The following is a 19,589-nucleotide window of genomic DNA, read 5'->3' on the forward strand; positions in this document are numbered from 1 at the left end:
GGGGGCCCGGCCCCGGGCACCCGCCCCGCCCGCGCCGGGGCCCCGCGTCCGGGGCCGTCCGGGGCCGGGCCGGGGCCCCGCGCGGGCTCAGGCGGCCCCGGTGGTCTCCGTGCGGGCCTTCTCCGCCGCCGCCTGCTGCGCCCTCCGGCGCAACGAGTCCGCGTCCGTCCCGGAGTCGTACGTCATGAGCTTCGGCAGCGCCAGGCAGAGCAGCCCCACCGAGGCCACGCAGGCCACTCCGCCCGTCCAGATCGCCGTCCGGGTGCCGGTCCAGCCCGCCATCACGCCCGCCCGCACCTGCCCCAGCTGCGGGCCGACGCTGTAGGACAGCACCTCGATGCCGGCGAGCCGGCCGCGCAGCTCCTCCGGGATCGTCTGGTTCCAGATGGTGGAGCGGCCCAGACCGCTCAGCATGTCGCCCGCGCCCGCGAAGGCCAGGCACAGCAGCACCAGCCAGACGTTCCCGAACAGGCCGGCCGCCGCGATCGCCAGGCCCCAGGCCGCCGCCCCGCCGGCCACCAGCAGGCCGTGCCGCCGCACCTTGGAGGTCCAGCCGCTGGTCAGCCCCAGGACCAGCGAGCCGACCGACCCCGCCGCGTACATCAGGCCGAGCGACCAGTCCGCGTCCAGGTCGTCCGCGAGGAACGGGAAGATCGCGTTCGGGAAGGCGAAGAACATCGCCGCCATGTCGATCGCGTACGTGCCGAGCAGCACGGGCCGCGACCAGGCGTACCGGGCGCCCTCCGCGATCCCCCGCAGCGACGGCTTCTCCGCGTCGTGCGCGGGCGGCGCGGGGGAGAGGCCCCGGCACATCAGGACCGAGACCGCGAAACCGCCCGCCGTCACCGCGTACGCGGGCGCGTGGCCCGCGTACGCCACCACCAGGCCCGCGATCGACGGGCCCGCGATGGCGCCCGTCTGCCAGCGCAGCGAGTTCAGCGCCGCCGCCGCCGTCTGATGCTCGTGCGGCACGATCCGGGCGAACAGCGAGTCGAGCGCGGGCCGCTGGAGCCCCGCGAGCGCCGACACCCCGGCCGCGACCACGTACAGCGGCCAGAGCATCGGCTCCGGCAGCAGCGCGTTGACCAGCAGGACCACGGCGAGCGCGCCGAGACCCGCCTCGGTCCACAGGATCACCCGCCGCCGGTCGACCGCGTCCGCGAGCGCCCCGCCGTACAGGCCGAACACCACGAGCGGCACCAGCTCGACCGCGCCCATCGCGCCGACCGCGAGCGGCGAGTCCGTCAGCTCCTTGATCTGCAGCGGCAGGGCGACCATCGCCATGGCGCTGCTGAAGAACGTCACGAGCCCCTGGACCCACAGGAGCCGGAAGTCGCGCGAGGCGCGCCAGGGCGCCAGGTCGGGCAGAACGGCGGAAAACTTCGAGAGCACGGAGGACACGAGGGGCCATGTTCCGTACGGGAGGTGCCGGAGGCAACCGGATAAGCGGGGAGGTCCCGTACGGGAGGTGCCGGAGGCGACCGGACGAAACGGGGAAGGCCCCGTTCGGCGGTCCGTGGGGAGACCGTGCCGGGTCCCGTCCGGCGGTCCGTGGGGAGACCGTGCCGTGCCGGGGCCTACCAGCGCGGCGGCGGCGGCGCCGTCAGGCGGTCCACGAGCTCCGCGAGACGGTCCCGGAGACGGCGGCCGCCGCGCGGCGACGGCACGCTGTTCTCCCCGGCCGCCGCGCTCACCAGGTGCTGCACGGTGTCCAGGTCCACCTCCGCCCCCTCCGCCACCGTCAGCGTCTCGTGCGCGAGCCCCCGCACCTCCGTGTCGCCCCCGTCGAGGGCCAGCACCGTCGCCCCCGCCCGCCGGGCGTCGTGCACCCGCTGGAGCAGCCCCGCGTCCGGCCGCTCCGGGGCCACCACCAGGAGCGTCGCCCCGCGCCCCGCCGTCTCCAGCCGGCCCAGACCGACCGCCAGGTGCGCCGGGGCGCCCGGCCGCACCCGGTGCCGCACCAGCGTCGGCGCCAGCTCCGGAAGTCCCGACCAGGCGGACTCGTCCACCAGGTGCGCCGCCAGGTGCCAGGGCTCGTACTCCTCGGTGCCGACCAGGAGCAGCCCGCCCCGGTGCGCCGTCACCGAGGAACGGAGCGTCCCCGCGAACCGGCGGGCCGCCCCCGGCCACTCCGTCCCGGCGAGCACGTCCCGCAGCAGCGCGACCCGTACGGCGTCCATGCGCCCGCATCCTGCACCACGCCGGGCCCGCGTGCGGCCCGATTCCGAGGGTTCCACCCGTACGGGTCCCACGGGCGCCCCGGGGACCACGGGGCGTCGCGCGCCCCGGACCCCGGGGGTCTCCCGTACGGGTACGGCCCGGCCGCCCCGCCGCTGGGTAATGTCGGGTCCATGACTTCGCATTCCCCCAGCGCGCCCCAGGACCCCGCCGCCCCCGCCGCCCCCACGGCCTCCGAAGCGTCCCAGCGGTCCAAGGCGCCCAAGGACCCGTGGGACCTCCCCGACGTCTCCCACCTCGTCGTCGGCGTCCTCGGCGGCACCGGCGAACAGGGCCGCGGCCTCGCCCACCGCTTCGCCCGGGCCGGCCAGAAGGTGATCATCGGCTCCCGCTCGGCCGAGCGCGCGCGGGAGGCGGCCGGGGCGCTGGGCCACGGCGTCGAGGGCGCCGACAACGCCGAGACCGCCCGCCGCAGCGACGTCGTGATCGTCGCCGTGCCGTGGGACGGCCACGCGGAGACGCTGGAGTCGCTGCGCGAGGAGCTGGCCGGCAAGCTCGTCGTGGACTGCGTCAACCCCCTCGGCTTCGACAAGAAGGGCGCCTACGCCCTCAGGCCCGAGGAGGGCTCGGCCGCCGAACAGGCCGCCGCGCTCCTCCCCGCCTCCCGGGTCACCGCCGCCTTCCACCACCTCTCCGCCGTCCTCCTCCAGGACGCCTCCGTCGAGGAGATCGACACCGACGTGATGGTCCTCGGCGAGGAGCGCGCCGACGTGGAGATCGTCCAGGCCCTCGCCGGCCGCGTGCCCGGCATGCGCGGCGTCTTCGCCGGCCGGCTGCGCAACGCCCACCAGGTCGAGTCGCTCGTCGCCAACCTGATCTCGGTCAACCGCCGTTACAAGGCCCACGCGGGCCTCCGGATCACCGACGTCTGAGGCGGCCGGGGCGGGGCGCGCGGGCGGGAGGGCGAGCCGGAGAACGGAAGCTTCCGGGCATGGGGGACACTGGACGGGCACCGTCAGCCGTACCCGGACAGGAGCCGACCCCCATGCCCCGCCTCGCCCTCTACGCCTCCGTCGTCTGCGTCCTCGCCGTCGTCGCGGCCGTCGTCTCCTTCGTCGAGGGCAGCTTCCTCGGCGTCGTCTGGATCCTCCTCGCCGGCCTCTCCTCCAACATGGCCTGGTACTACCTCCGCCGCGCCAGGGTCGAGAAGGCCGCCGCGCGGGGCTGATCCGCCTCAGGCCCCGCAGAACTCCGGCGTCCCCTCCCAGAACCGGAACAGCCGCGCGCCGCAGTACCGGCTCGCCTCCGGCACCCCGAGGGCCCGCATCAGCGCGTCGATCGCGTCGAAGAACGCCCCGTTGACCGCCGGGACGAACAGCAGGGCGATCACGACGAAGAAGCCGTACGGCGCGTACGGCTCGATCCGCCGCTTCAGGCCGTACGACAACCAGGGCTCCGCGACCCCGTACCCGTCGAGCCCCGGCACCGGCAGGAAGTTCAGGAGCGCCGCCGTCACCTGGAGGAACGCCAGGAACGCGAGCGCGTACCGGAAGGCCGGCGGCACGCCGTCCAGCGCGTCCAGCCAGAACGGGGCCGTGCAGACCAGCGCGAAGAGCACGTTGGTCAGGGGACCCGCCGCCGAGACCAGGCTGTGCTTCCAGCGGCTCCCGATCCGGCCCCGGTCGACGAAGACCGCGCCGCCCGGGAGGCCGATCCCGCCCATGATCACGAAGAGCACCGGGAGCACGACGCTCAGCACCGCGTGCGTGTACGCCAGCGGGTTCAGGGTCAGGTAGCCCTTGGCGCCCACCGTGACGTCCCCGCCGTACAGGGCCGTCCGGGCGTGCGCGTACTCGTGCAGGCAGAGCGACACCACCCAGGCCGAGGTCACGAAGAGGAAGACCGCCAGACCGGGCAGGGCGGCGAAGTCCGTCCACACCGCCCAGCCGGTGACGGCCATGACGGCGAGGATCGCCAGGAAGACGGGGCTGATCCGCCGCTCGTGGCTCCGGGTGGTGGCCGTGGTCATGGTGGGGGCTCCCAAGGGGACGGGGACGGGTCGGTACGGGGGCGGGTCGGGGTCGGGGTCGGTGCGGGGTGGTGTGCGGGGAACGTACCGGGGGCGGACCCGGTTCCGGGCCCCGGCTTTCGCCTGCGGGGCCTCCGTCTCCGCCCCCTGGCGTCCGGCCTCCGCCTCCGGCGTCCGGCCTCCCCCCTGGCGTCCGGCCTCCGCCCCGGGGCCCCGGCCCCCGCCCCCCTGGCGTCCGGCCTCCGCCCCGGAGCCCCGGCCCCCGCCCCCCCGGCGTCCGGCCTCCGCCCCGGAGCCCCGGCCCCCGCCCCCCGGCGTCCGACTTCCGCCCCCGCCCTCCGCCCTCCGCCCTCCGCCCTCCGCCCCCGTTTCCGCTCCCCGCGGAGAGCGGGTTCGCGGACTCACGGAGAATGGGCCCGTGCGCTACTCCGTCCTCGGCCCCACCCTCGTCCACGCGCCCGACGGCACCGGCGTGCCCGTCGGCGGCCCCCGGGTCCGCGCGCTGCTCACCGTCCTCGCCCTGCGGGCGGGCCGCGCCGTGCCCGTGGCGGACCTCGTGGACGAGGTCTGGCACGGCGACGAGCCGCCCGCCGACGCGGTCGCCGCGCTCCAGGCCCTCGTCGGACGGCTGCGCAGGGCCCTCGGCCGGGACCGGGTGGTCTCCGCCGACGGCGGCTACCGGCTCGACGCCCGGCCCGAGGACGTGGACGCCCACCGCTTCGAGCGCCTCACCGCCGGGGGCGTGGCCGCGCTCGGCGCCGGCGACCCGGCCCGCGCCGCCGCCCTCCTCGACGGGGCCCTGGCCCTCTGGCGCGGTCCCGCGCTCGCCGACCTTCCGGACCGGGGCGCGGAGGCCCCCCGCTGGGAGGCCCGCCGCCTCGACGCCCGCCGCGCCCGGCTGGAAGCCGCCCTGGCCCTCGGGGACGCGCCCGCCGCCCTCCCGGGCCTGACCGACCTCTGCGCGTCCCATCCCCTGGACGAGCCCCTCCAGGCCCTCAGGATCCGCGCCCTCCGCGACACCGGCCGGGCGGCCGAGGCCCTCGCCGCCTACGAGGAGGTCCGCCGCGCCCTCGCCCGCCGCCTCGGCACGGACCCGTCCCCGGCCCTGCGGGCCCTCCACGCGGAACTGCTCGCGCCCGCGTCCGTTCCGGAGCCGGAATCCGTACCCGTACCCGTACCCGCGTCCGCCGCCGCTCCCGCGCCCCTCCCCGCCCCCGCTCCCGTCCCCGGCAACCTGCGCGCGCGGCTCACCAGCTTCGTCGGCCGCGACGAGGAGATCGCCGCCCTCCAGGAGGACCTGCGGACGGCCCGGCTCGTCACCCTGCTCGGCCCCGGCGGCGCCGGGAAGACCCGTCTCTCGCAGGAGGCGGCCGAACGCGGCGCCGGAGCCTGGCCGGACGGCGTCTGGGTCGCCGAACTCGCCCCCGTCACCGCTCCGGAGGCCGTGCCCGAGGCCGTCCTCGCGGCCGTCGGCGCCCGCGAGACCGTTCTGCGCGGCGCGGGCGCCGAGGAGCTGCGGGCCGGGAACGACCCCCTCGCCCGGCTCGTCGAGCACTGCGCCGGCCGCCGGATGCTGCTGCTCCTCGACAACTGCGAGCACGTGGTCGGCGCCGCCGCCGGGCTGGCCGAGACCCTCCTCGCCCGCTGCCCCGGGCTGCGGATCCTGGCGACGAGCCGGGAGCCGCTGGGGGTGCCGGGGGAGGCGGTGCGGCCGCTGGGACCGCTGCCGACGGGGACGGCGCTGCGGTTGCTGGGGGAGCGGGGCGCGGCGGCGCGGCCGGGGTTCTCGGTGGGGGAGGACCGGGAGGCGGCGGAGGAGGTGTGCCGGCGCCTGGACGGGCTGCCCCTGGCGATCGAACTGGCGGCGGCGCGGCTGCGGATGCTGTCGGTGCGGCAGATCGCGGACCGGCTCGACGACCGCTTCCGGCTGCTGACGGCGGGGGCGCGGACGGTGCTGCCGCGCCAGCAGACGCTGCGGGCGGTGGTGGACTGGTCGTGGGACCTGCTCGACGGGGCGGAGCGGGCGGTGCTGCGGCGCCTCGCGGTGTTCACGGGCGGGTGCGACCTGGCGGCGGCGGAGGCGGTGTGCGTCGGCGACGGCACCGGGGACGTGCTGGACGCCCTGGGCGCGCTGGTCGACAAGTCGCTGGTGGTCGCCTCGCCGGGCGAGGCGGGGATGCGCTACCGGCTGCTCGAAACGGTGGCGGAGTACGCGCGGGAGCGGCTGGAGGAGGCCGGGGAGCGGACCGCGGTGGAGCGGCGGCACCTGACGTACTACCGGGAGCTGGCCCGCCGCACCGACCCCGAGCTGCGCGGACCGGGGCAGGTCGCCGCCATCGCCCGCTTCGGGGCCGAGTACGGCAACCTCCGCACCGCCCTGCGCCGGGCCGTCGACGCCCGCGACGAGGACGAGGCGCTCGTCCTCGTCCACTGCCTGCTCTGGTACTGGCAGATGCGCGACCTGCGCACCGACGCCCTGTACTGGACCGAGGCCGCCGCGGCCCTCGGACCCGACCCGTTCGCGCCGCCCGCCGCCCCCGTCGTGCCCCTGTACGAGCCGTGCACGGCCGCGCCGCCGCCGCTCTCCGAGGAGCAGCGGTGGGAGGCCCGGCGCGGGGTGAGACTCGTCGAACTGATCAACATGAGCCACCAGACCGGCCGCTGGACCAGCCCCGAGGGCGTGCGGCGGCTGCGCGAGATGACCGCCGTGTACGACCCCGGCCTGCCCCAGTCCTGCCGGCTGCCCGGCACCTACGCCTTCTTCGCGCTCCTCCTCGCCGGGGAGGCCGACCGGCTCGGCGAACTGCTCGACGTCACCGTCGACGCCTGCCGCCGGTACGGCTACGACTGGGACCTCGCCAACGTGCTCCAGCTGCGCGCCAACATGCTCGCCAACCGGGGCGACCGGGCCGCCGAGGCCATCGCCGACGCCGACGAGAGCCTGGAGGTCTTCGTCCGGTTCGGTGACGCCTGGGGCGCGGCCGAGGCGCTCTCCTCCCGCGCGGAGGCCAGGGAACGGCGGCTGGAGTTCGAGGAGGCGGCCGCGGACTTCACCGCCGCCATCGGCTACGCCGAACGGATCGGCGCCCAGGCGCAGGTGCTGCTCCTGCGGGCCCGGTACGCCGGCACGCTCGTCGAGTCCGGCCGGCTCGACGAGGGCGAGGCGATCCTGCGCGAGATCCTGGACGGCGACCACGGCCTGGGCCACGAACCCCGGGTCGGCGCCCGCATGTTCCTCGGCGTGGCGCTCGGCCGCGCGGGGCGCACCGCCGAGGCCCGCGAGCACCTCCTGACGCTGCGGAAGGAGTTCGACACCGAGACCCTCGCCCTCTTCGAGGGCTTCACCCTCGGCGGCCTGGGCTGGCTGGACGTCCTGGACGGCCGGTACGGCTCCGGGCTCGTCCTCGCGGCGGAGGCGTACGAGCGCTCCCTGGAGCCGCTGTCCATGATGATCGGCCCGCAGATGCCGGCGGCGCACCTGACCGTCGCCGCCTGGGCGCTCGCGGGGCTCGGCGGACCGGAGGCGCGGACCGGCGCGGTGCTGCTCGGGGCCAGGGACGCGCTGGTCCCGCCGGGGCACCTGCTGTCGCCGGCGGAGCGGGAACAGCAGGAGCGGGCCACCGCCCTGGCCCGGTCCGTGCTCGGCGACGGGGAGTTCGGGGCGGCACGCGCCGAGGGCGACGGCCTCTCCCTGGAGGAGGCCGCCGCCCTGCTCGGACGCGCCGCCGACGCGATCAGAGGACGCGCCGAGTCCTGATCCCCGAGGGGGCCGATCCCGAGGGGGGTTCTCGCCGCCGGCTCAGGTCTTCCTGCGGAACTTGGCGACCGCGAGGGGTGCCGTGACGACCGTGATCAGGACCGACCAGCCGAGCGTCATCCACACCGAGTGGGCGACCGGGCCGCCGTTGACCAGGTTCCGCGCGGCGTCCGCGAGGTTGGAGAGCGGGTTGTAGTCGGTGAACGTCTCCAGCCAGCCGGGCATCGAGGTCGGCGGGGCGAAGATCGACGAACCGAACTGGAGCGGCATCAGGACCAGCATGGCCATCCCCTGGACGGCCTGCGCCGTCTTCACGGTGAGCCCGAGCAGGATGAAGATCCACATCAGCGAGGCGCCGAAGACCATCGACAGGCCGATCGCGGCGAGGAGGCCGAGGACCGAGGTCTTGATGTCCAGGCCGAGCAGGAAGCCCATGCCGAGCAGGATCGCGGTGGCGACCAGCATCCGGCCGACCTCGACGACGATCTTGGCGATCAGGACGGAGGACCGGGCGATCGGCATCGTCCGGAACCGGTCCATGACCCCCTTCTTGAAGTCGTCGTTGATGCCGACCCCGACGGCCATCGCGATGTTCATGCCCATCATCGCCATCAGACCGGGCGTCACGTAGTTCACGTACGCGTCGTTGTTGCCCTTGCCGGCGATCGCGCCGCCGAAGACGTACACGAACAGCAGGATGAAGATGATCGGCATCAGGACGGCGTCGAACATCGACTCCGGGTCCTGCTTGATCTGGAGGGCGTTGCGGCGGGCCAGGGCGCCGATGTGGCGCAGGTTGGCCCGCAGGCCGATCCGGCCCTCGTCGGGCAGCGTCCGGGCCCGGTCCGCGCCCGTGTCCGGGCCGTCCGCGGAGGGCTTGGAGAGCTGGGTGGTCGTGGTGGTGGCGCTCATGCGGCGACCTCCTCGGGAAGCGCGTCGGACGCGGACGTCTTCTGGCCGGTGATCGCCAGGAACACCTCGTCCAGACTGGGCAGGTGGGTGCCGATGTGGGCGATGCCGAAGCCGCGCGCGCCGAGCAGGCCCACGACGGCGGTCAGCTGCTCGTCGGCGAGGATCGGCACGTACAGCGCGCCCTCGTCGGTGACGACGGTCGCGCCGGCGACGCCGTCGAGACCGGTCTCGCGGAGCGCGGCGGCCATGGCGGTCAGGTCGGCCGGGTCCACCGGGCGCACCTTCAGGGTGCGGCCGCCGACCCGGGCCTTGAGGTCGTCCACCTTGCCGTTGGCGATGACCCTGCCGCGGTCGATGACGGTCAGTTCGCTCGCGAGCTGCTCCGCCTCCTCCATGTACTGGGTGGTGAGCAGGACCGTGGCGCCCTCGGAGACCATCCGCTGCACCTCGTCCCAGACCTCGTTGCGGGTGCGGGGGTCGAGACCGGTCGTCGGCTCGTCCAGGTAGAGGACGGCGGGGTTCCCGATCATCGAGGCGGCCAGGTCGAGCCGCCGGCGCATGCCGCCCGAGTAGTTCATCGCGGGCCGCCCGGCGGCCTCGGTGAGGGAGAAGCGCTCCAGGAGCTCGTCGGCACGGCTCCGGGCGTCCTTGCGGGAGAGGTCGAGCAGCCGCCCGATCATGTAGAGGTTCTCCCGGCCGGACAGCTTCTCGTCGACCGAGGCGTACTGGCCGGTGAGGCCGATGGTGCGGCGCAGCTGGCGGGGCTGGCGCACCACGTCGTACCCGGCGACGAAGGCGGTCCCGGCGTCCGGGACGAGCAGGGTGGACAGGCAGCGGACGAGCGTGGTCTTCCCGGCGCCGTTGGGGCCGAGCACCCCGAGGACCGTGCCCTCCCGGACGTCCAGGTCGACCCCGTCGAGGGCCTTCGTTTTGCCGAAGTGCTTCACGAGGCCCCGGACCTCGACGGCGTTGGTGTGTGATCGCGTCATGTCCCTCAGGAAACAGGACGCCACCGACAGTCCCCCGACAGACGGCCGACAGCCCGCCGACGGGGCTGTCGGCGGGCTGTCGGCGGGGGCGTTCCCGAGCTTCCGGGAGGACCCCGGACCCCTAGGTCGTGTCCGGAAAGTCCCGCCTGGGTCGCGGCGCCCGGCACGCACGCTCACCGCGTTGCCGAAATGCCCCAGTAGCTCCGCTACGAGGGCGTCCCGGTGCCTTGCGATCGCACGCACCGGACGCCGCGACCCCTGCCCTCCGGGCAGACGGCGCTACGTTCCGGACACGACCTAGTGGAAGGTGTGCTCCTCGGCCGGGAACGCCCCGCCGGAGACGTCCTCGGCGAAGGCGCGCGCGGCGTCGCCGAGCGTCTCGCGGAGGTTCGCGTACTGCTTGCTGAAGCGCGGCACCCTGCCGCCGGTCAGACCGGCCATGTCGGTCCAGACGAGGACCTGCGCGTCGGTCCCGGCACCGGCGCCGATGCCGATGGTCGGGATGTCCAGCGAACGGGTGACCTCGGCGGCCAGTTCGGCCGGCACGAGCTCCAGGACGACCGCGAACGCGCCCGCGTCCTGCGCCGCCTTGGCGTCGCGGAGCAGCCGGTGGGCGGCCTCGTCCGAGCGGCCCTGCACCCGGTAGCCCATGGTGTTGACGGACTGCGGGGTGAGGCCCAGGTGGGACATGACGGGGATGCCCGCCTGGACCAGCAGCTCGGTCTGCGGCAGCGAGCGCTCGCCGCCCTCCAGCTTGATCGCGCCGACACCGGCGTCCTTGACGAGCCGGGTGGCGTTGCGCAGGGCCTGGACGGGCCCCTCCTGGTACGAACCGAAGGGCAGGTCCCCGACGACGAGGGCCCGCCTGGTCCCGCGCACGACGGCGGCGGAGAGCAGGGTCATCTCGTCCATCGTGACGGGCACGGTGGTGTCGTAGCCGAGGTGACAGTTGCCCATCGAGTCGCCGACGAGGATCACGGGGATGCCGGCCTCGTCGAAGACGGAGGCGGTCATCGCGTCGTAGGCGGTGAGCATGGGCCACTTCTCGCCGCGCGCCTTGGCGGCGGCGATGTCGTGGACGGTGATGCGGCGGGTGCCCTTCCCCCCGTACAGCGACTTGTTGGTGCTGCCGCTGTGGTCGGCGGGCGGGTTCTGGGCAGCCTGAAGCGTCATGGCGAACGGCTCCTTGTCGTCATCTCGAGGCGCCCTCACGGCGTCCCCGGACCGCATCCATGGTGGCACTTCGGCGGGCGGGCGGGGAAGTGGGCCGCAGTGGCGCTGTTCACACCGCCGTCATGGACGGGCCCGGCCGCCGGACGGCCGGGGACACCACGGGGGCTCCGCCCCGCCGCCCGGCGCCGGGGCGCGGACCCGTACGCATGTGCGCGTTCTGTCACAACCGTCGCGTAACGGCCTTCCGCAGGAACCCGCCACGCGCGGGCGTCGTCCCTGGGTGAGTACCGCCGTCCCGTGATCGCCTAGGGTCGCGGCGAGGCGGTACGGCGCACGGCGGCAAGGCAGCAGTGAGGACAGGCGATGACGCGGGTGGACATGACGGAGACCGAGTACGACGGCGCGAACGGCGGGCGCTCCCGGTTCCGGACCGCCCTCGCCCGGCTCCGCCGGGACCGGGGGATCTGGCGCCGGGGCATCCTGCTCGCGCTGGTCTCCCTGGCGCTCACCCTCCTGATGGTCTTCCACGCCGACATCCCCAACCGGGTCGGCAACCTGGGCAGCCTCACGGAGACCTTCCTGCCCTGGTGCGGCGTCTTCCTGCCGGTCCTGCTCGTCCTCGCCCTGCTCCGCCGGTCCGCCACCGCGCTGATCGCCCTGCTGCTGCCGGGCGCGGTGTGGCTGAACCTCTTCGGCGGCCTCGTCGCCGACAAGTCGTCCTCCGGCGGCGACCTGACCGTGGCCACCCACAACGTGAACGCCGACAACCCGGACCCCGAGGGAGCCGCCCGGCAGCTCGCCGGCTCCGGCGCCGACGTGCTCGCCCTGGAGGAGCTGAGGGGCGAGATGGTCCCGGTCTACGAGAAGGGCCTCGCCGAGGCGTACCCGTACCACTCCGTCCAGGGCACCGTCGGGCTCTGGAGCAAGCTCCCGCTGCGCGCCGCGCAGCCCGTGGACATCCACATGGGCTGGACCCGCGCCATGCGCGCCTCCGTCGTGACCCCCAAGGGCGAGCTGGCCGTGTACGTCGCCCACCTGCCCTCCGTGCGGGTCAGGATGGACGCGGGCTTCACCGCCAACCAGCGCGACACCAGCGCCAACGCGCTCGGCGAGGCCATCTCCCACGACCCGCGCGAGCGGATCATCCTCCTCGGCGACCTCAACGGCACCATGAACGACCGCGCCCTCACCGCCGTCACCTCGCAGCTCCGCTCCACCCAGGGGGCCGCCGGCGACGGCTTCGGCTTCAGCTGGCCCACCTCGTTCCCGATGGCCCGCATCGACCAGATCATGGTCAAGAACGTCGAGCCCGTCTCCTCCTGGGCGCTGCCCGCCACGAAGAGCGACCACCTCCCGATCGCGGCCCGCGTGAGGCTCTGAGCCCGCCCACGGGCGCCCGGCCCCGCCCGGCCCGCGCCGGGCTTTCCGGGGGCCCGTACGGGCCCGAGGGAGTCCCGTAGGGGCTCTGAGCCGACCCGTACGGGACTCCGGCCCCGTAGGGAACTTCGGGACCCCGTACGGGACTCGGGGATCCCGTACAGGGCTCCGGGGACCGCGTACGGGGCTCCCGCGCCCCCCGTACGGGTCCCCGGACCCCGTACGGGTCCCCGGACCCCGTACGGGCTTCCCCGTCCGGTCCCGTCCCGCAGCCCCCTCCTCGGCCCCCGCAGCCCCCCTTGCCCCCCGATCGTCCCCCTCGAAGCCGCCGGGAACATTTCACCTGCGACACTTTGTTCCGCAGAAGAACTAACTTCCGGAAAGGCTCCCCATGCCCCTGGCGCTGTTCGCGCTCGCCGTCTCCGCCTTCGGCATCGGCACCACCGAATTCGTGATGATGGGCCTCCTGCCCCAGGTCGCCGACGACCTCGGCACCTCCGTCCCCACCGCCGGACACCTCGTCTCGGCGTACGCGATCGGGGTGGTCGTCGGCGCCCCGCTGCTCACCGCGCTCGGCTCCCGCCTCCCGCGCAAGCGGATGCTGCTCCTGCTGATGGCCCTCTTCACCGTCGGCAACCTCGCCTCCGCCCTCGCCCCCGGCTTCGGCTGGCTCGTCGCGGGCCGGGCCCTCGCCGGCCTCCCGCACGGCGCCTTCTTCGGCCTCGGCGCGGTCGTCGCCGCCCGCCTGGTCCGCGAGGGACGGCAGGCGCGGGCGGTGGCCACCATGTTCCTCGGCCTCACCGTCGCCAACATCCTCGGCGTACCGGCCGCGACCCTGCTCGGCCAGCACCTCGGCTGGCGCGCCACCTTCCTGGTGGTCTCCGCGATCGGCCTGCTCGCCATGGCCGCGCTCGCCCGCCTCGTCCCGCACATCCCCTTCGACGAGCGGCGGGGCCTGGGCCGCGAGGTGCGCGCCCTCGGCCGCCCGCAGGTGCTGCTCGGTCTGCTCACCGCCGTCTTCGGCTTCGCGGGCGTCTTCGCCGTCTACTCCTACCTCGCGTCGATGACGACCGAGGTGATGGGCTTCGGCGACTCCACCGTCACGATCGTCCTCGCCCTCTTCGGGCTCGGGATGACCGGCGGCGCGCTCGCCGCCGGGCCCCTGACCGACCGGGCGCTGCGCCCCACCCTGTACGGCTCGCTCGCCGCCCTCGTCCTCGCCCTGGTCGCCTTCCGCTTCACCGTCCACGTGCCCTGGCTGGCCCTGGTCACGGTCGTGGTGCTCGGCGCGGTCGGCTTCATGACCACCACCCCGCTCCAGATGCTGGTCATGAACAAGGCCAAGGACGCCCCGACGCTCGCCTCCGCCTCCAACCACTCGGCCTTCAACCTCGCGAACGCGGGCGGCGCCTGGGCGGGCGGCGCGGCCGTCGCCGCCGGCTGGGGCTGGACCTCCCCGGCCCTCGTCGGCGCGGCCCTCACCGCCGCCGGCCTGGTGATCGCCGTGGTGGCGGGCCTGCTCGACCGCCGGGCACCGGAAGGATCCTCCCGCGTCGTGACGGGAAGCGCCCCGGGAGCGGCCGACCCGGTCGCCGGCCGGCAGGAGGCCCCCGCCGGCGGTTCGTGACGGAAGGCCCGGTCCCGGCGGAGCCCTCCGCCGGGATCCTGCCGTCCGACGGCCACCGGCACCTCTCCGAGCCCCGCCCTCCGACGGACGGCCGCCCGGCGGGCGCGCGGAGCACCCGCCGGGCGACCGTCCGGCCCTGGAGCGGCCCGTCCTCGACCGTCCGGCCCTGGACGGGCCCGCCTTCGTCCGTCCGGTCCCGACGGACCCGTCAGGACCGGCCCGTCAGGACCGGCCCGTCAGGACCGGACCGTCAGGACCGGACCGTCAGGACCGGACCGTCAGGGCCGGTCCCGTTTTCGACCGGCCCGTCAGGACTCGGCGTAGACGCTCACGCAGAACGCCCTGATCTGCTCGTCCGACAGGTGCTGCGCCAGCTCGGCCTCGCTGATCATGCCGACGAGCCGCTTGTCCTCGATGACGGGAATCCGCTTGATCCGGTGGCTCTGCATCTCCTCCAGGACGGTGCCCACGTCCGCGCCCGCCTCCACCCAGCGCGGAGTGCCCTTCGCCATCTCGCCGCAGGTGACCTTGGCCGGGTCGTGACCCATGGCCACACAGCCGACGACGATGTCGCGGTCCGTGATGATGCCGCAGAGCCGCTCGTTCTCGTCGGCGATGGGCAGCGCGCCCACCTTCAGGTCGCGCATCAGCTGCGCGGCGCGGTCGAGCGTCTCGTGGGCCGGGATCCAGCGGGCCCCGGAGTGCATGATGTCCTTCGCCGTGGTCATGGGGTCGCGTGCCTTTCGTCGAACGTCGTCGTACGAGTCCCCGAGCCCCCTCATTGTCGGCGCGCGGCACGGCCCCCGCGACCGCAGCGGGTCACGGGGGCCGTGGAGCCGTACGGGGGCCGGACGGTCAGGCCCCGCGCTCCTTCAGCATGTCCGCCATCAGCAGCATCTCGGACTTCTGCGCGTCGACCATGCCCTGGGCGAGCGCGCGTTCGGCGCCCACGGAGCACTTCCGTACGCAGCCCTCGGCCATGTGGACCCCGCCCCTGTGGTGCTCGGTCATGAGCTTCAGGTACAGGACCTCGGCCTCCCGGCCCCCGGCCCTCCGCAACTCCTCGATCTGCTTTTTGGTCGCCATGCCCGGCATGAGCGCCCCGTCCAGCGGGCCGGTGCCGCCCGAGCCGCCCATGCCCATCCAGGTCATCGGCTCGACGCCGGACTCGTTCTTGGGCAGCCCCCACAGGTCGAGCCAGCCGAGCATCATGCCCCGCTGGTTGGCCTGCGTGTTGGCGATGTCGTACGCGAGCCGGCGCACGGCCTCGTCCTTCGTCCGGTCCCGGACGATGAACGACATCTCGACGGCCTGCTGGTGGTGGACCGCCATGTCCCGGGCGAACCCGGCGTCCGCAGACGTGGAGACGGGGGTGGCGGGGGCCTCGTCGCGGTCCGCGGAGGCGACGGTGACGGCGCCCCCGGCGAAGAGCAGCGCGAGGACGACGGCGGTGACCGCCGCGCCCTGCGTGCGGCCCACCCTCACTGCCCCATCCCCGCACCGCCCGCGCCGCTCGCGTCGAGACCGCCCGTGCAGGCCGCGCCCGGCTCGGGGGTCTGCGGCCCCTGCACGTACTTGGTGAAGAAGGCGTCCACGCGCGGGTCGTCCGCGCCGTCCACGGTCACCTGCTTGCCCCAGGCGGACAGCATGATCGCCCCGGTCTGGTCGTCCACGGGGCTCATCAGCGAGTACTTGGTCTTACCGACCTTGTCGGCCAGCTTCTTCACGTCGGCCTCGGGGGCCTTCTTGGTGTAGGTGACCCAGACGGCGCCGTGCTCCAGCGAGTGGACGGCGTTCACCTCGGGGATCGCCTTCGTGTAGACGTCGCCGTCGCAGTTCATCCACACCGGGCTGTGGTCGCCGCCGACCGGCGGCTTCATGTCGTACTTCACGGCCGTCTCGACGTGGTTGCGGCCCAGCTTGGCCGGGTCCCAGCTCTTCTCGGCGGAGATCGGGGCCTTGGCGGCGGCTTCCTTCTGCTCCCGCTCGTCGGACTTCTTCATCAGGACGAAGGAGCCGAAGCCGACGAGGCCCAGCACGACGACGGCGGAGACGCCGATGGTGATCAGACGGTTGCGGCGCTCACGGGCCTGTTCGGCGCGGCGCATCTCCTCTATTCGGGCGCGGCGGTCGGCGGTGGCGGAACGGTTGGCGGCCATGGTGGTGTCGTCCTTCTTCGGGAAGTCTTCGGGAAACCCGCGGAGGGGTCCCGGGAGTTCTTCGGGGATTCTTCGGGAACGGGCGGTGTCCGGGGACGGCTGGGGTCCGGGGACGGACGTGCGGACGGGGGCGGGAGGCCCGTCGCCGCTATGTCCGGAGAACTTGAAGGACGTGCAGGTCCGGCGCGCGCGGCCGGACGCCCGAACGGCGCGCCGGCCCGTCGCCGGAGGCCGGGGCGAGGCGCGGAAGCCCGTCCGCCGCGTGGAGCGGGGGATCGAGCGGGGGCGCGCCGAGCACCGCGGGGGAGGGGGAGGGGACGAGTGAGCAGCCGTTCCGGTCGTGAGGACAGACGTACTCGGCGGAGACCGGGCTCACCGTCGACGCCCGCTGTTCCGCCCGGGCCCCGTGGCGGGCTTCCGGACCCGTCCCGGAACAGAGGAAGAGCATGGCGAGGAGCGTCGCCACGGCACTCACCAGCGCCGTGGGACGTGCGTGCCGGAACGGGCGTACGAGCCGCGGTCCCCCCATGGGGGCAGATCGTAGTGGGCGAAGGCCCCCCGTGGGCCGAACGGGGTACCCGCGGGTACCGGCGGGCGGGCGGGGAAAGGGGGGAACGGGGGCCCGGAGCCGTCCCTCCCCCGTTACCCGGGCCACCGTTGAGCGGGCAGTATGGGTGTGCAACGTGCGCGAAACCATGTGGTGGGATGCTCAGGTGCCCCCGACGAACCCGAGGCGGTGGGATCAGGCGGCCCGACCAGCGAGGATGGGTGTGGAAATGGACAAGCAGCAGGAATTCGTGCTCCGTACGCTCGAAGAGCGCGACATCCGCTTCGTGCGCCTGTGGTTCACCGACGTGCTCGGCTTCCTCAAGTCGGTGGCCGTGGCCCCCGCCGAACTGGAGCAGGCGTTCGACGAGGGCATCGGATTCGACGGCTCCGCGATCGAGGGCTTCGCCCGCGTCTACGAGTCGGACATGATCGCCAAGCCGGACCCGGGCACCTTCCAGATCCTGCCGTGGCGCGCGGAGGCCCCGGGCACGGCCCGGATGTTCTGCGACATCCTCATGCCGGACGGCTCCCCGTCCTTCGCGGATCCGCGCTACGTCCTCAAGCGGGCCCTCGCCAAGACCTCGGACCTGGGCTTCACCTTCTACACCCACCCCGAGATCGAGTTCTTCCTCCTCAAGGACAAGCCGCTCGACGGCTCCCGGCCCACCCCGGCCGACAACTCGGGCTACTTCGACCACACGCCGCAGAACGTCGGCATGGACTTCCGCCGCCAGGCCATCACGATGCTCGAATCGATGGGCATCTCGGTGGAGTTCTCCCACCACGAGGGCGCCCCGGGCCAGCAGGAGATCGACCTCCGCTACGCCGACGCGCTCTCGACCGCCGACAACATCATGACCTTCCGCCTGGTCATGAAGCAGGTGGCCCTCGAACAGGGCGTGCAGGCCACCTTCATGCCCAAGCCGTTCTCGGAGTACCCGGGTTCGGGCATGCACACCCACCTCTCCCTCTTCGAGGGCGACCGGAACGCCTTCTACGAGTCGGGCGCGGAGTACCAGCTCTCCAAGGTGGGCCGCTCCTTCATCGCGGGCCTCCTGAAGCACGCCGGCGAGATCTCCGCCGTCACCAACCAGTGGGTCAACTCGTACAAGCGCATCTGGGGCGGCTCCTCCCGCACGGCGGGCTCGGGCGGCGAGGCCCCCTCGTACATCTGCTGGGGCCACAACAACCGCTCGGCCCTCATCCGCGTCCCCATGTACAAGCCGGGCAAGACGGGCTCCTCCCGCGTCGAGGTCCGCTCCATCGACGCGGGCGCCAACCCGTACCTCACCTACGCGGTCCTCCTCGCCGCCGGCCTCAAGGGCATCGAGGAGGGCTACGAACTCCCGGCGGGTGCCGACGACGACGTCTGGGCCCTCTCCGACTCGGAACGCCGCGCGATGGGCATCGAACCCCTCCCGCAGAACCTCGGCGAGGCGATCGCCCTGATGGAGAAGAGCGAACTGGTCGCGGAAACCCTGGGCGAACACGTCTTCGACTTCTTCCTGCGCAACAAGAAGCAGGAGTGGGAGGAGTACCGCTCCGAGGTCACGGCGTTCGAGCTGCGGAAGAACCTGCCGGTGCTGTGACCCCCTCGGTCGGCGCGGCCCGGGGCCGGCGGCCGTGCGCCGCCGGCCCCGGGCCGTTCCGCCGTCCGTCACCATGGTGGGCATGACCGACGGAATAACCTGGCTCGCCGCTCCCCGTGCGGTCGCGTACGGCGGCTACGGCGTGGTGCTGGCGCGCGGCCTGGACGAGGAAGGGCTTGCGTCCCGGCTCGCGGAGGCGGCGTACGGGGACCGGCGCACCGTGCGTCCGCTGGGCGAGCTGACCGGCGTGGACCTGATCGAGGAGCTGGAGTACGCGTACGACTCCGAGGAGATGGCTCTGCGCCTCGGCCGGGACGGCGCGTGGGTCTTCGCCGTCATGTACGGGCTCTGGCAGGGCGAGTTCGAGAGCCTGGAGCCCGTCTCGCGCGGCGGTGCCCACGTCTTCCACCTGGAGTTCGAGGAGGAGAACGGCAAGCCGGTACCGCCGTTCTTCCGGTACTTCCACGACGGGCGCGTCATGTGCGACCTCAACCTCCACCTGGACCGCTCGTGGGGCTCCGCCGGTGTGGAAGGGGACCCCGGCGTCGCCCCGCACGTCGAGCGGCTGCTCGCGGAGGCCGGCCTGCCCGACGAGAGCCTTCCTCCCCGTGGCGTCCACCGCACCTCACTGCACGTCCTGGAACGGCACTTCGGTCTCTCCCTGCCCCGCGCCCGGGTCCTGGAGGAGTCGCTTCCCGCCGTGGTCCTGGAGACCGGCTGAGGGGGACCCTTCTAGGCTTCCGCGCATGAGCAACAGCGTCCCCGGAGCCCGGTCGACGTCCCCTCTGCACTCAGTCTCCGTGGCCGGGGCCGTCGTGCGTGAGGACGGGCGATTGCTGGCCATTCGCCGGGCCGACAACGGTACGTGGGAGTTGCCTGGCGGTGTTCTCGAACTCGGCGAGACTCCCCAGGAAGGGGTCGTGCGGGAGGTGCTGGAGGAGACCGGGGTCCGGGTCGAGGCCGGGCAACTCACCGGGGTCTACAAGAACCTCGCCCGGGGGATCGTCGCCCTGGTGTTCCGGTGCCGGCCCGTGGGCGGGGATGAGCGGACCTCCGACGAGGCCGTCGCCGTCGAGTGGCTCACTCCCGCCGAGGTCCGGGAGCGGATGACAGAGGTGTACGCCGTGCGGCTTCTCGATGCCATGGAGGGGGCCGGGCCCCATGTGCGCGCTCATGACGGACAGCGGTTCGTTTCGTAGGGAAGCGGCGGTTTAACCGGTGGGCTTCGGACCGGTCTTCTCCGTACGGTC

At 74.0% G+C, this 19,589-nt stretch carries 17 protein-coding genes; 8 read left to right on the forward strand and 9 right to left on the reverse strand.

What is annotated here, in order from left to right:
• Window positions 1-87: 87 nt before the first annotated feature.
• Complete coding sequence (locus ACFYZY_RS21175) at window positions 88-1,392, reverse strand: MFS transporter (RefSeq protein WP_388696305.1); 1,305 nt, start codon at window positions 1,390-1,392, stop codon at window positions 88-90.
• Between the two features lie 185 nt (window positions 1,393-1,577).
• Window positions 1,578-2,180, reverse strand: coding sequence for a hypothetical protein (locus ACFYZY_RS21180; protein ID WP_388696308.1), 603 nt, complete (start codon window positions 2,178-2,180; stop codon window positions 1,578-1,580).
• Between the two features lie 171 nt (window positions 2,181-2,351).
• On the opposite strand from ACFYZY_RS21180, the gene npdG reads away from it, so the two are divergent.
• Window positions 2,352-3,110, forward strand: coding sequence for an NADPH-dependent F420 reductase (npdG, locus tag ACFYZY_RS21185; protein WP_388696310.1), 759 nt, complete (start codon window positions 2,352-2,354; stop codon window positions 3,108-3,110).
• A gap of 59 nt (window positions 3,111-3,169) precedes the next feature.
• A complete protein-coding gene (locus tag ACFYZY_RS21190; protein ID WP_388696313.1) occupies window positions 3,170-3,406 on the forward strand; it encodes a hypothetical protein in 237 nt (78 codons plus the stop codon).
• Window positions 3,407-3,412: 6 nt separating this feature from the next.
• On the opposite strand, the gene ACFYZY_RS21195 is transcribed toward ACFYZY_RS21190, so the two are convergent.
• Window positions 3,413-4,207: a site-2 protease family protein gene (locus ACFYZY_RS21195; protein WP_388696315.1), complete on the reverse strand. Its 795-nt coding sequence runs from the start codon at window positions 4,205-4,207 to the stop codon at window positions 3,413-3,415.
• A gap of 418 nt (window positions 4,208-4,625) precedes the next feature.
• Here ACFYZY_RS21195 and ACFYZY_RS21200 point away from each other — a divergent pair, with 418 nt between their 5' ends.
• Window positions 4,626-7,964, forward strand: coding sequence for a BTAD domain-containing putative transcriptional regulator (locus tag ACFYZY_RS21200; RefSeq protein ID WP_388696317.1), 3,339 nt, complete (start codon window positions 4,626-4,628; stop codon window positions 7,962-7,964).
• 42 nt (window positions 7,965-8,006) lie between these two features.
• On the opposite strand, the gene ACFYZY_RS21205 is transcribed toward ACFYZY_RS21200, so the two are convergent.
• The 3 genes from ACFYZY_RS21205 to panB form a co-directional block, all read right to left on the reverse strand.
• Window positions 8,007-8,876, reverse strand: coding sequence for an ABC transporter permease (locus tag ACFYZY_RS21205; protein WP_388696320.1), 870 nt, complete (start codon window positions 8,874-8,876; stop codon window positions 8,007-8,009).
• Window positions 8,873-9,865, reverse strand: a complete 993-nt coding sequence (locus ACFYZY_RS21210; protein WP_388696323.1) for an ATP-binding cassette domain-containing protein — start codon at window positions 9,863-9,865, stop codon at window positions 8,873-8,875. The genes ACFYZY_RS21205 and ACFYZY_RS21210 overlap by 4 nt, the downstream gene beginning before the upstream one ends.
• 297 nt (window positions 9,866-10,162) lie before the next feature.
• Complete coding sequence (gene panB / locus ACFYZY_RS21215; protein WP_388696326.1) at window positions 10,163-11,038, reverse strand: 3-methyl-2-oxobutanoate hydroxymethyltransferase; 876 nt, start codon at window positions 11,036-11,038, stop codon at window positions 10,163-10,165.
• Window positions 11,039-11,401: 363 nt separating this feature from the next.
• On the opposite strand from panB, the gene ACFYZY_RS21220 reads away from it, so the two are divergent.
• Window positions 11,402-12,418 (forward strand): endonuclease/exonuclease/phosphatase family protein, encoded by a 1,017-nt coding sequence (locus ACFYZY_RS21220; RefSeq protein WP_388696329.1) that lies wholly within the window; start codon window positions 11,402-11,404, stop codon window positions 12,416-12,418.
• Between the two features lie 388 nt (window positions 12,419-12,806).
• Complete coding sequence (locus tag ACFYZY_RS21225; RefSeq protein WP_388696332.1) at window positions 12,807-14,042, forward strand: MFS transporter; 1,236 nt, start codon at window positions 12,807-12,809, stop codon at window positions 14,040-14,042.
• Between the two features lie 308 nt (window positions 14,043-14,350).
• On the opposite strand, the gene ACFYZY_RS21230 is transcribed toward ACFYZY_RS21225, so the two are convergent.
• The 3 genes from ACFYZY_RS21230 to ACFYZY_RS21240 all read right to left on the reverse strand — a co-directional run bounded on the left by ACFYZY_RS21230 (window position 14,351) and on the right by ACFYZY_RS21240 (window position 16,201).
• A complete protein-coding gene (locus tag ACFYZY_RS21230) occupies window positions 14,351-14,770 on the reverse strand; it encodes a CBS domain-containing protein (RefSeq protein ID WP_388696334.1) in 420 nt (139 codons plus the stop codon).
• Between the two features lie 127 nt (window positions 14,771-14,897).
• A complete protein-coding gene (locus ACFYZY_RS21235) occupies window positions 14,898-15,521 on the reverse strand; it encodes a DUF305 domain-containing protein (RefSeq protein ID WP_388696336.1) in 624 nt (207 codons plus the stop codon).
• 2 nt (window positions 15,522-15,523) lie between these two features.
• Window positions 15,524-16,201, reverse strand: coding sequence for a DUF3105 domain-containing protein (locus ACFYZY_RS21240; RefSeq protein ID WP_388696338.1), 678 nt, complete (start codon window positions 16,199-16,201; stop codon window positions 15,524-15,526).
• Between the two features lie 776 nt (window positions 16,202-16,977).
• Between ACFYZY_RS21240 and ACFYZY_RS21245 the strand changes: the two genes are divergently transcribed.
• The 3 genes from ACFYZY_RS21245 to ACFYZY_RS21255 all read left to right on the forward strand — a co-directional run bounded on the left by ACFYZY_RS21245 (window position 16,978) and on the right by ACFYZY_RS21255 (window position 19,538).
• Entirely contained in the window at window positions 16,978-18,339 is a 1,362-nt protein-coding gene (locus tag ACFYZY_RS21245; protein ID WP_388696341.1) for a glutamine synthetase family protein, read from the forward strand.
• 82 nt (window positions 18,340-18,421) lie between these two features.
• Window positions 18,422-19,060 (forward strand): hypothetical protein, encoded by a 639-nt coding sequence (locus ACFYZY_RS21250; protein ID WP_388696343.1) that lies wholly within the window; start codon window positions 18,422-18,424, stop codon window positions 19,058-19,060.
• A gap of 25 nt (window positions 19,061-19,085) precedes the next feature.
• On the forward strand, window positions 19,086-19,538 hold the full coding sequence (locus ACFYZY_RS21255; protein ID WP_388696346.1) for an NUDIX hydrolase: 453 nt from the start codon (window positions 19,086-19,088) through the stop codon (window positions 19,536-19,538).
• Window positions 19,539-19,589 lie beyond the last annotated feature (51 nt).

It is taken from the genome of Streptomyces sp. NPDC001744 (assembly GCF_042892575.1).
Lineage (GTDB): Bacteria > Actinomycetota > Actinomycetes > Streptomycetales > Streptomycetaceae > Streptomyces.

What these genes read in the sequence shown, in the direction of transcription:
- ACFYZY_RS21180 (WP_388696308.1), bottom strand. Translation starts at nt 2,180, where the DNA reads ATGGACGCCGTACGGGTCGCGCTGCTGCGGGACGTGCTCGCCGGGACG.
- npdG (WP_388696310.1), top strand. Translation starts at nt 2,352, where the DNA reads ATGACTTCGCATTCCCCCAGCGCGCCCCAGGACCCCGCCGCCCCCGCC.
- ACFYZY_RS21190 (WP_388696313.1), top strand. Translation starts at nt 3,170, where the DNA reads ATGGGGGACACTGGACGGGCACCGTCAGCCGTACCCGGACAGGAGCCG.
- ACFYZY_RS21195 (WP_388696315.1), bottom strand. Translation starts at nt 4,207, where the DNA reads ATGACCACGGCCACCACCCGGAGCCACGAGCGGCGGATCAGCCCCGTC.
- ACFYZY_RS21205 (WP_388696320.1), bottom strand. Translation starts at nt 8,876, where the DNA reads ATGAGCGCCACCACCACGACCACCCAGCTCTCCAAGCCCTCCGCGGAC.
- ACFYZY_RS21210 (WP_388696323.1), bottom strand. Translation starts at nt 9,865, where the DNA reads ATGACGCGATCACACACCAACGCCGTCGAGGTCCGGGGCCTCGTGAAG.
- panB (WP_388696326.1), bottom strand. Translation starts at nt 11,038, where the DNA reads ATGACGCTTCAGGCTGCCCAGAACCCGCCCGCCGACCACAGCGGCAGC.
- ACFYZY_RS21220 (WP_388696329.1), top strand. Translation starts at nt 11,402, where the DNA reads ATGACGCGGGTGGACATGACGGAGACCGAGTACGACGGCGCGAACGGC.
- ACFYZY_RS21225 (WP_388696332.1), top strand. Translation starts at nt 12,807, where the DNA reads ATGCCCCTGGCGCTGTTCGCGCTCGCCGTCTCCGCCTTCGGCATCGGC.
- ACFYZY_RS21230 (WP_388696334.1), bottom strand. Translation starts at nt 14,770, where the DNA reads ATGACCACGGCGAAGGACATCATGCACTCCGGGGCCCGCTGGATCCCG.
- ACFYZY_RS21240 (WP_388696338.1), bottom strand. Translation starts at nt 16,201, where the DNA reads ATGGCCGCCAACCGTTCCGCCACCGCCGACCGCCGCGCCCGAATAGAG.
- ACFYZY_RS21245 (WP_388696341.1), top strand. Translation starts at nt 16,978, where the DNA reads ATGGACAAGCAGCAGGAATTCGTGCTCCGTACGCTCGAAGAGCGCGAC.
- ACFYZY_RS21250 (WP_388696343.1), top strand. Translation starts at nt 18,422, where the DNA reads ATGACCGACGGAATAACCTGGCTCGCCGCTCCCCGTGCGGTCGCGTAC.
- ACFYZY_RS21255 (WP_388696346.1), top strand. Translation starts at nt 19,086, where the DNA reads ATGAGCAACAGCGTCCCCGGAGCCCGGTCGACGTCCCCTCTGCACTCA.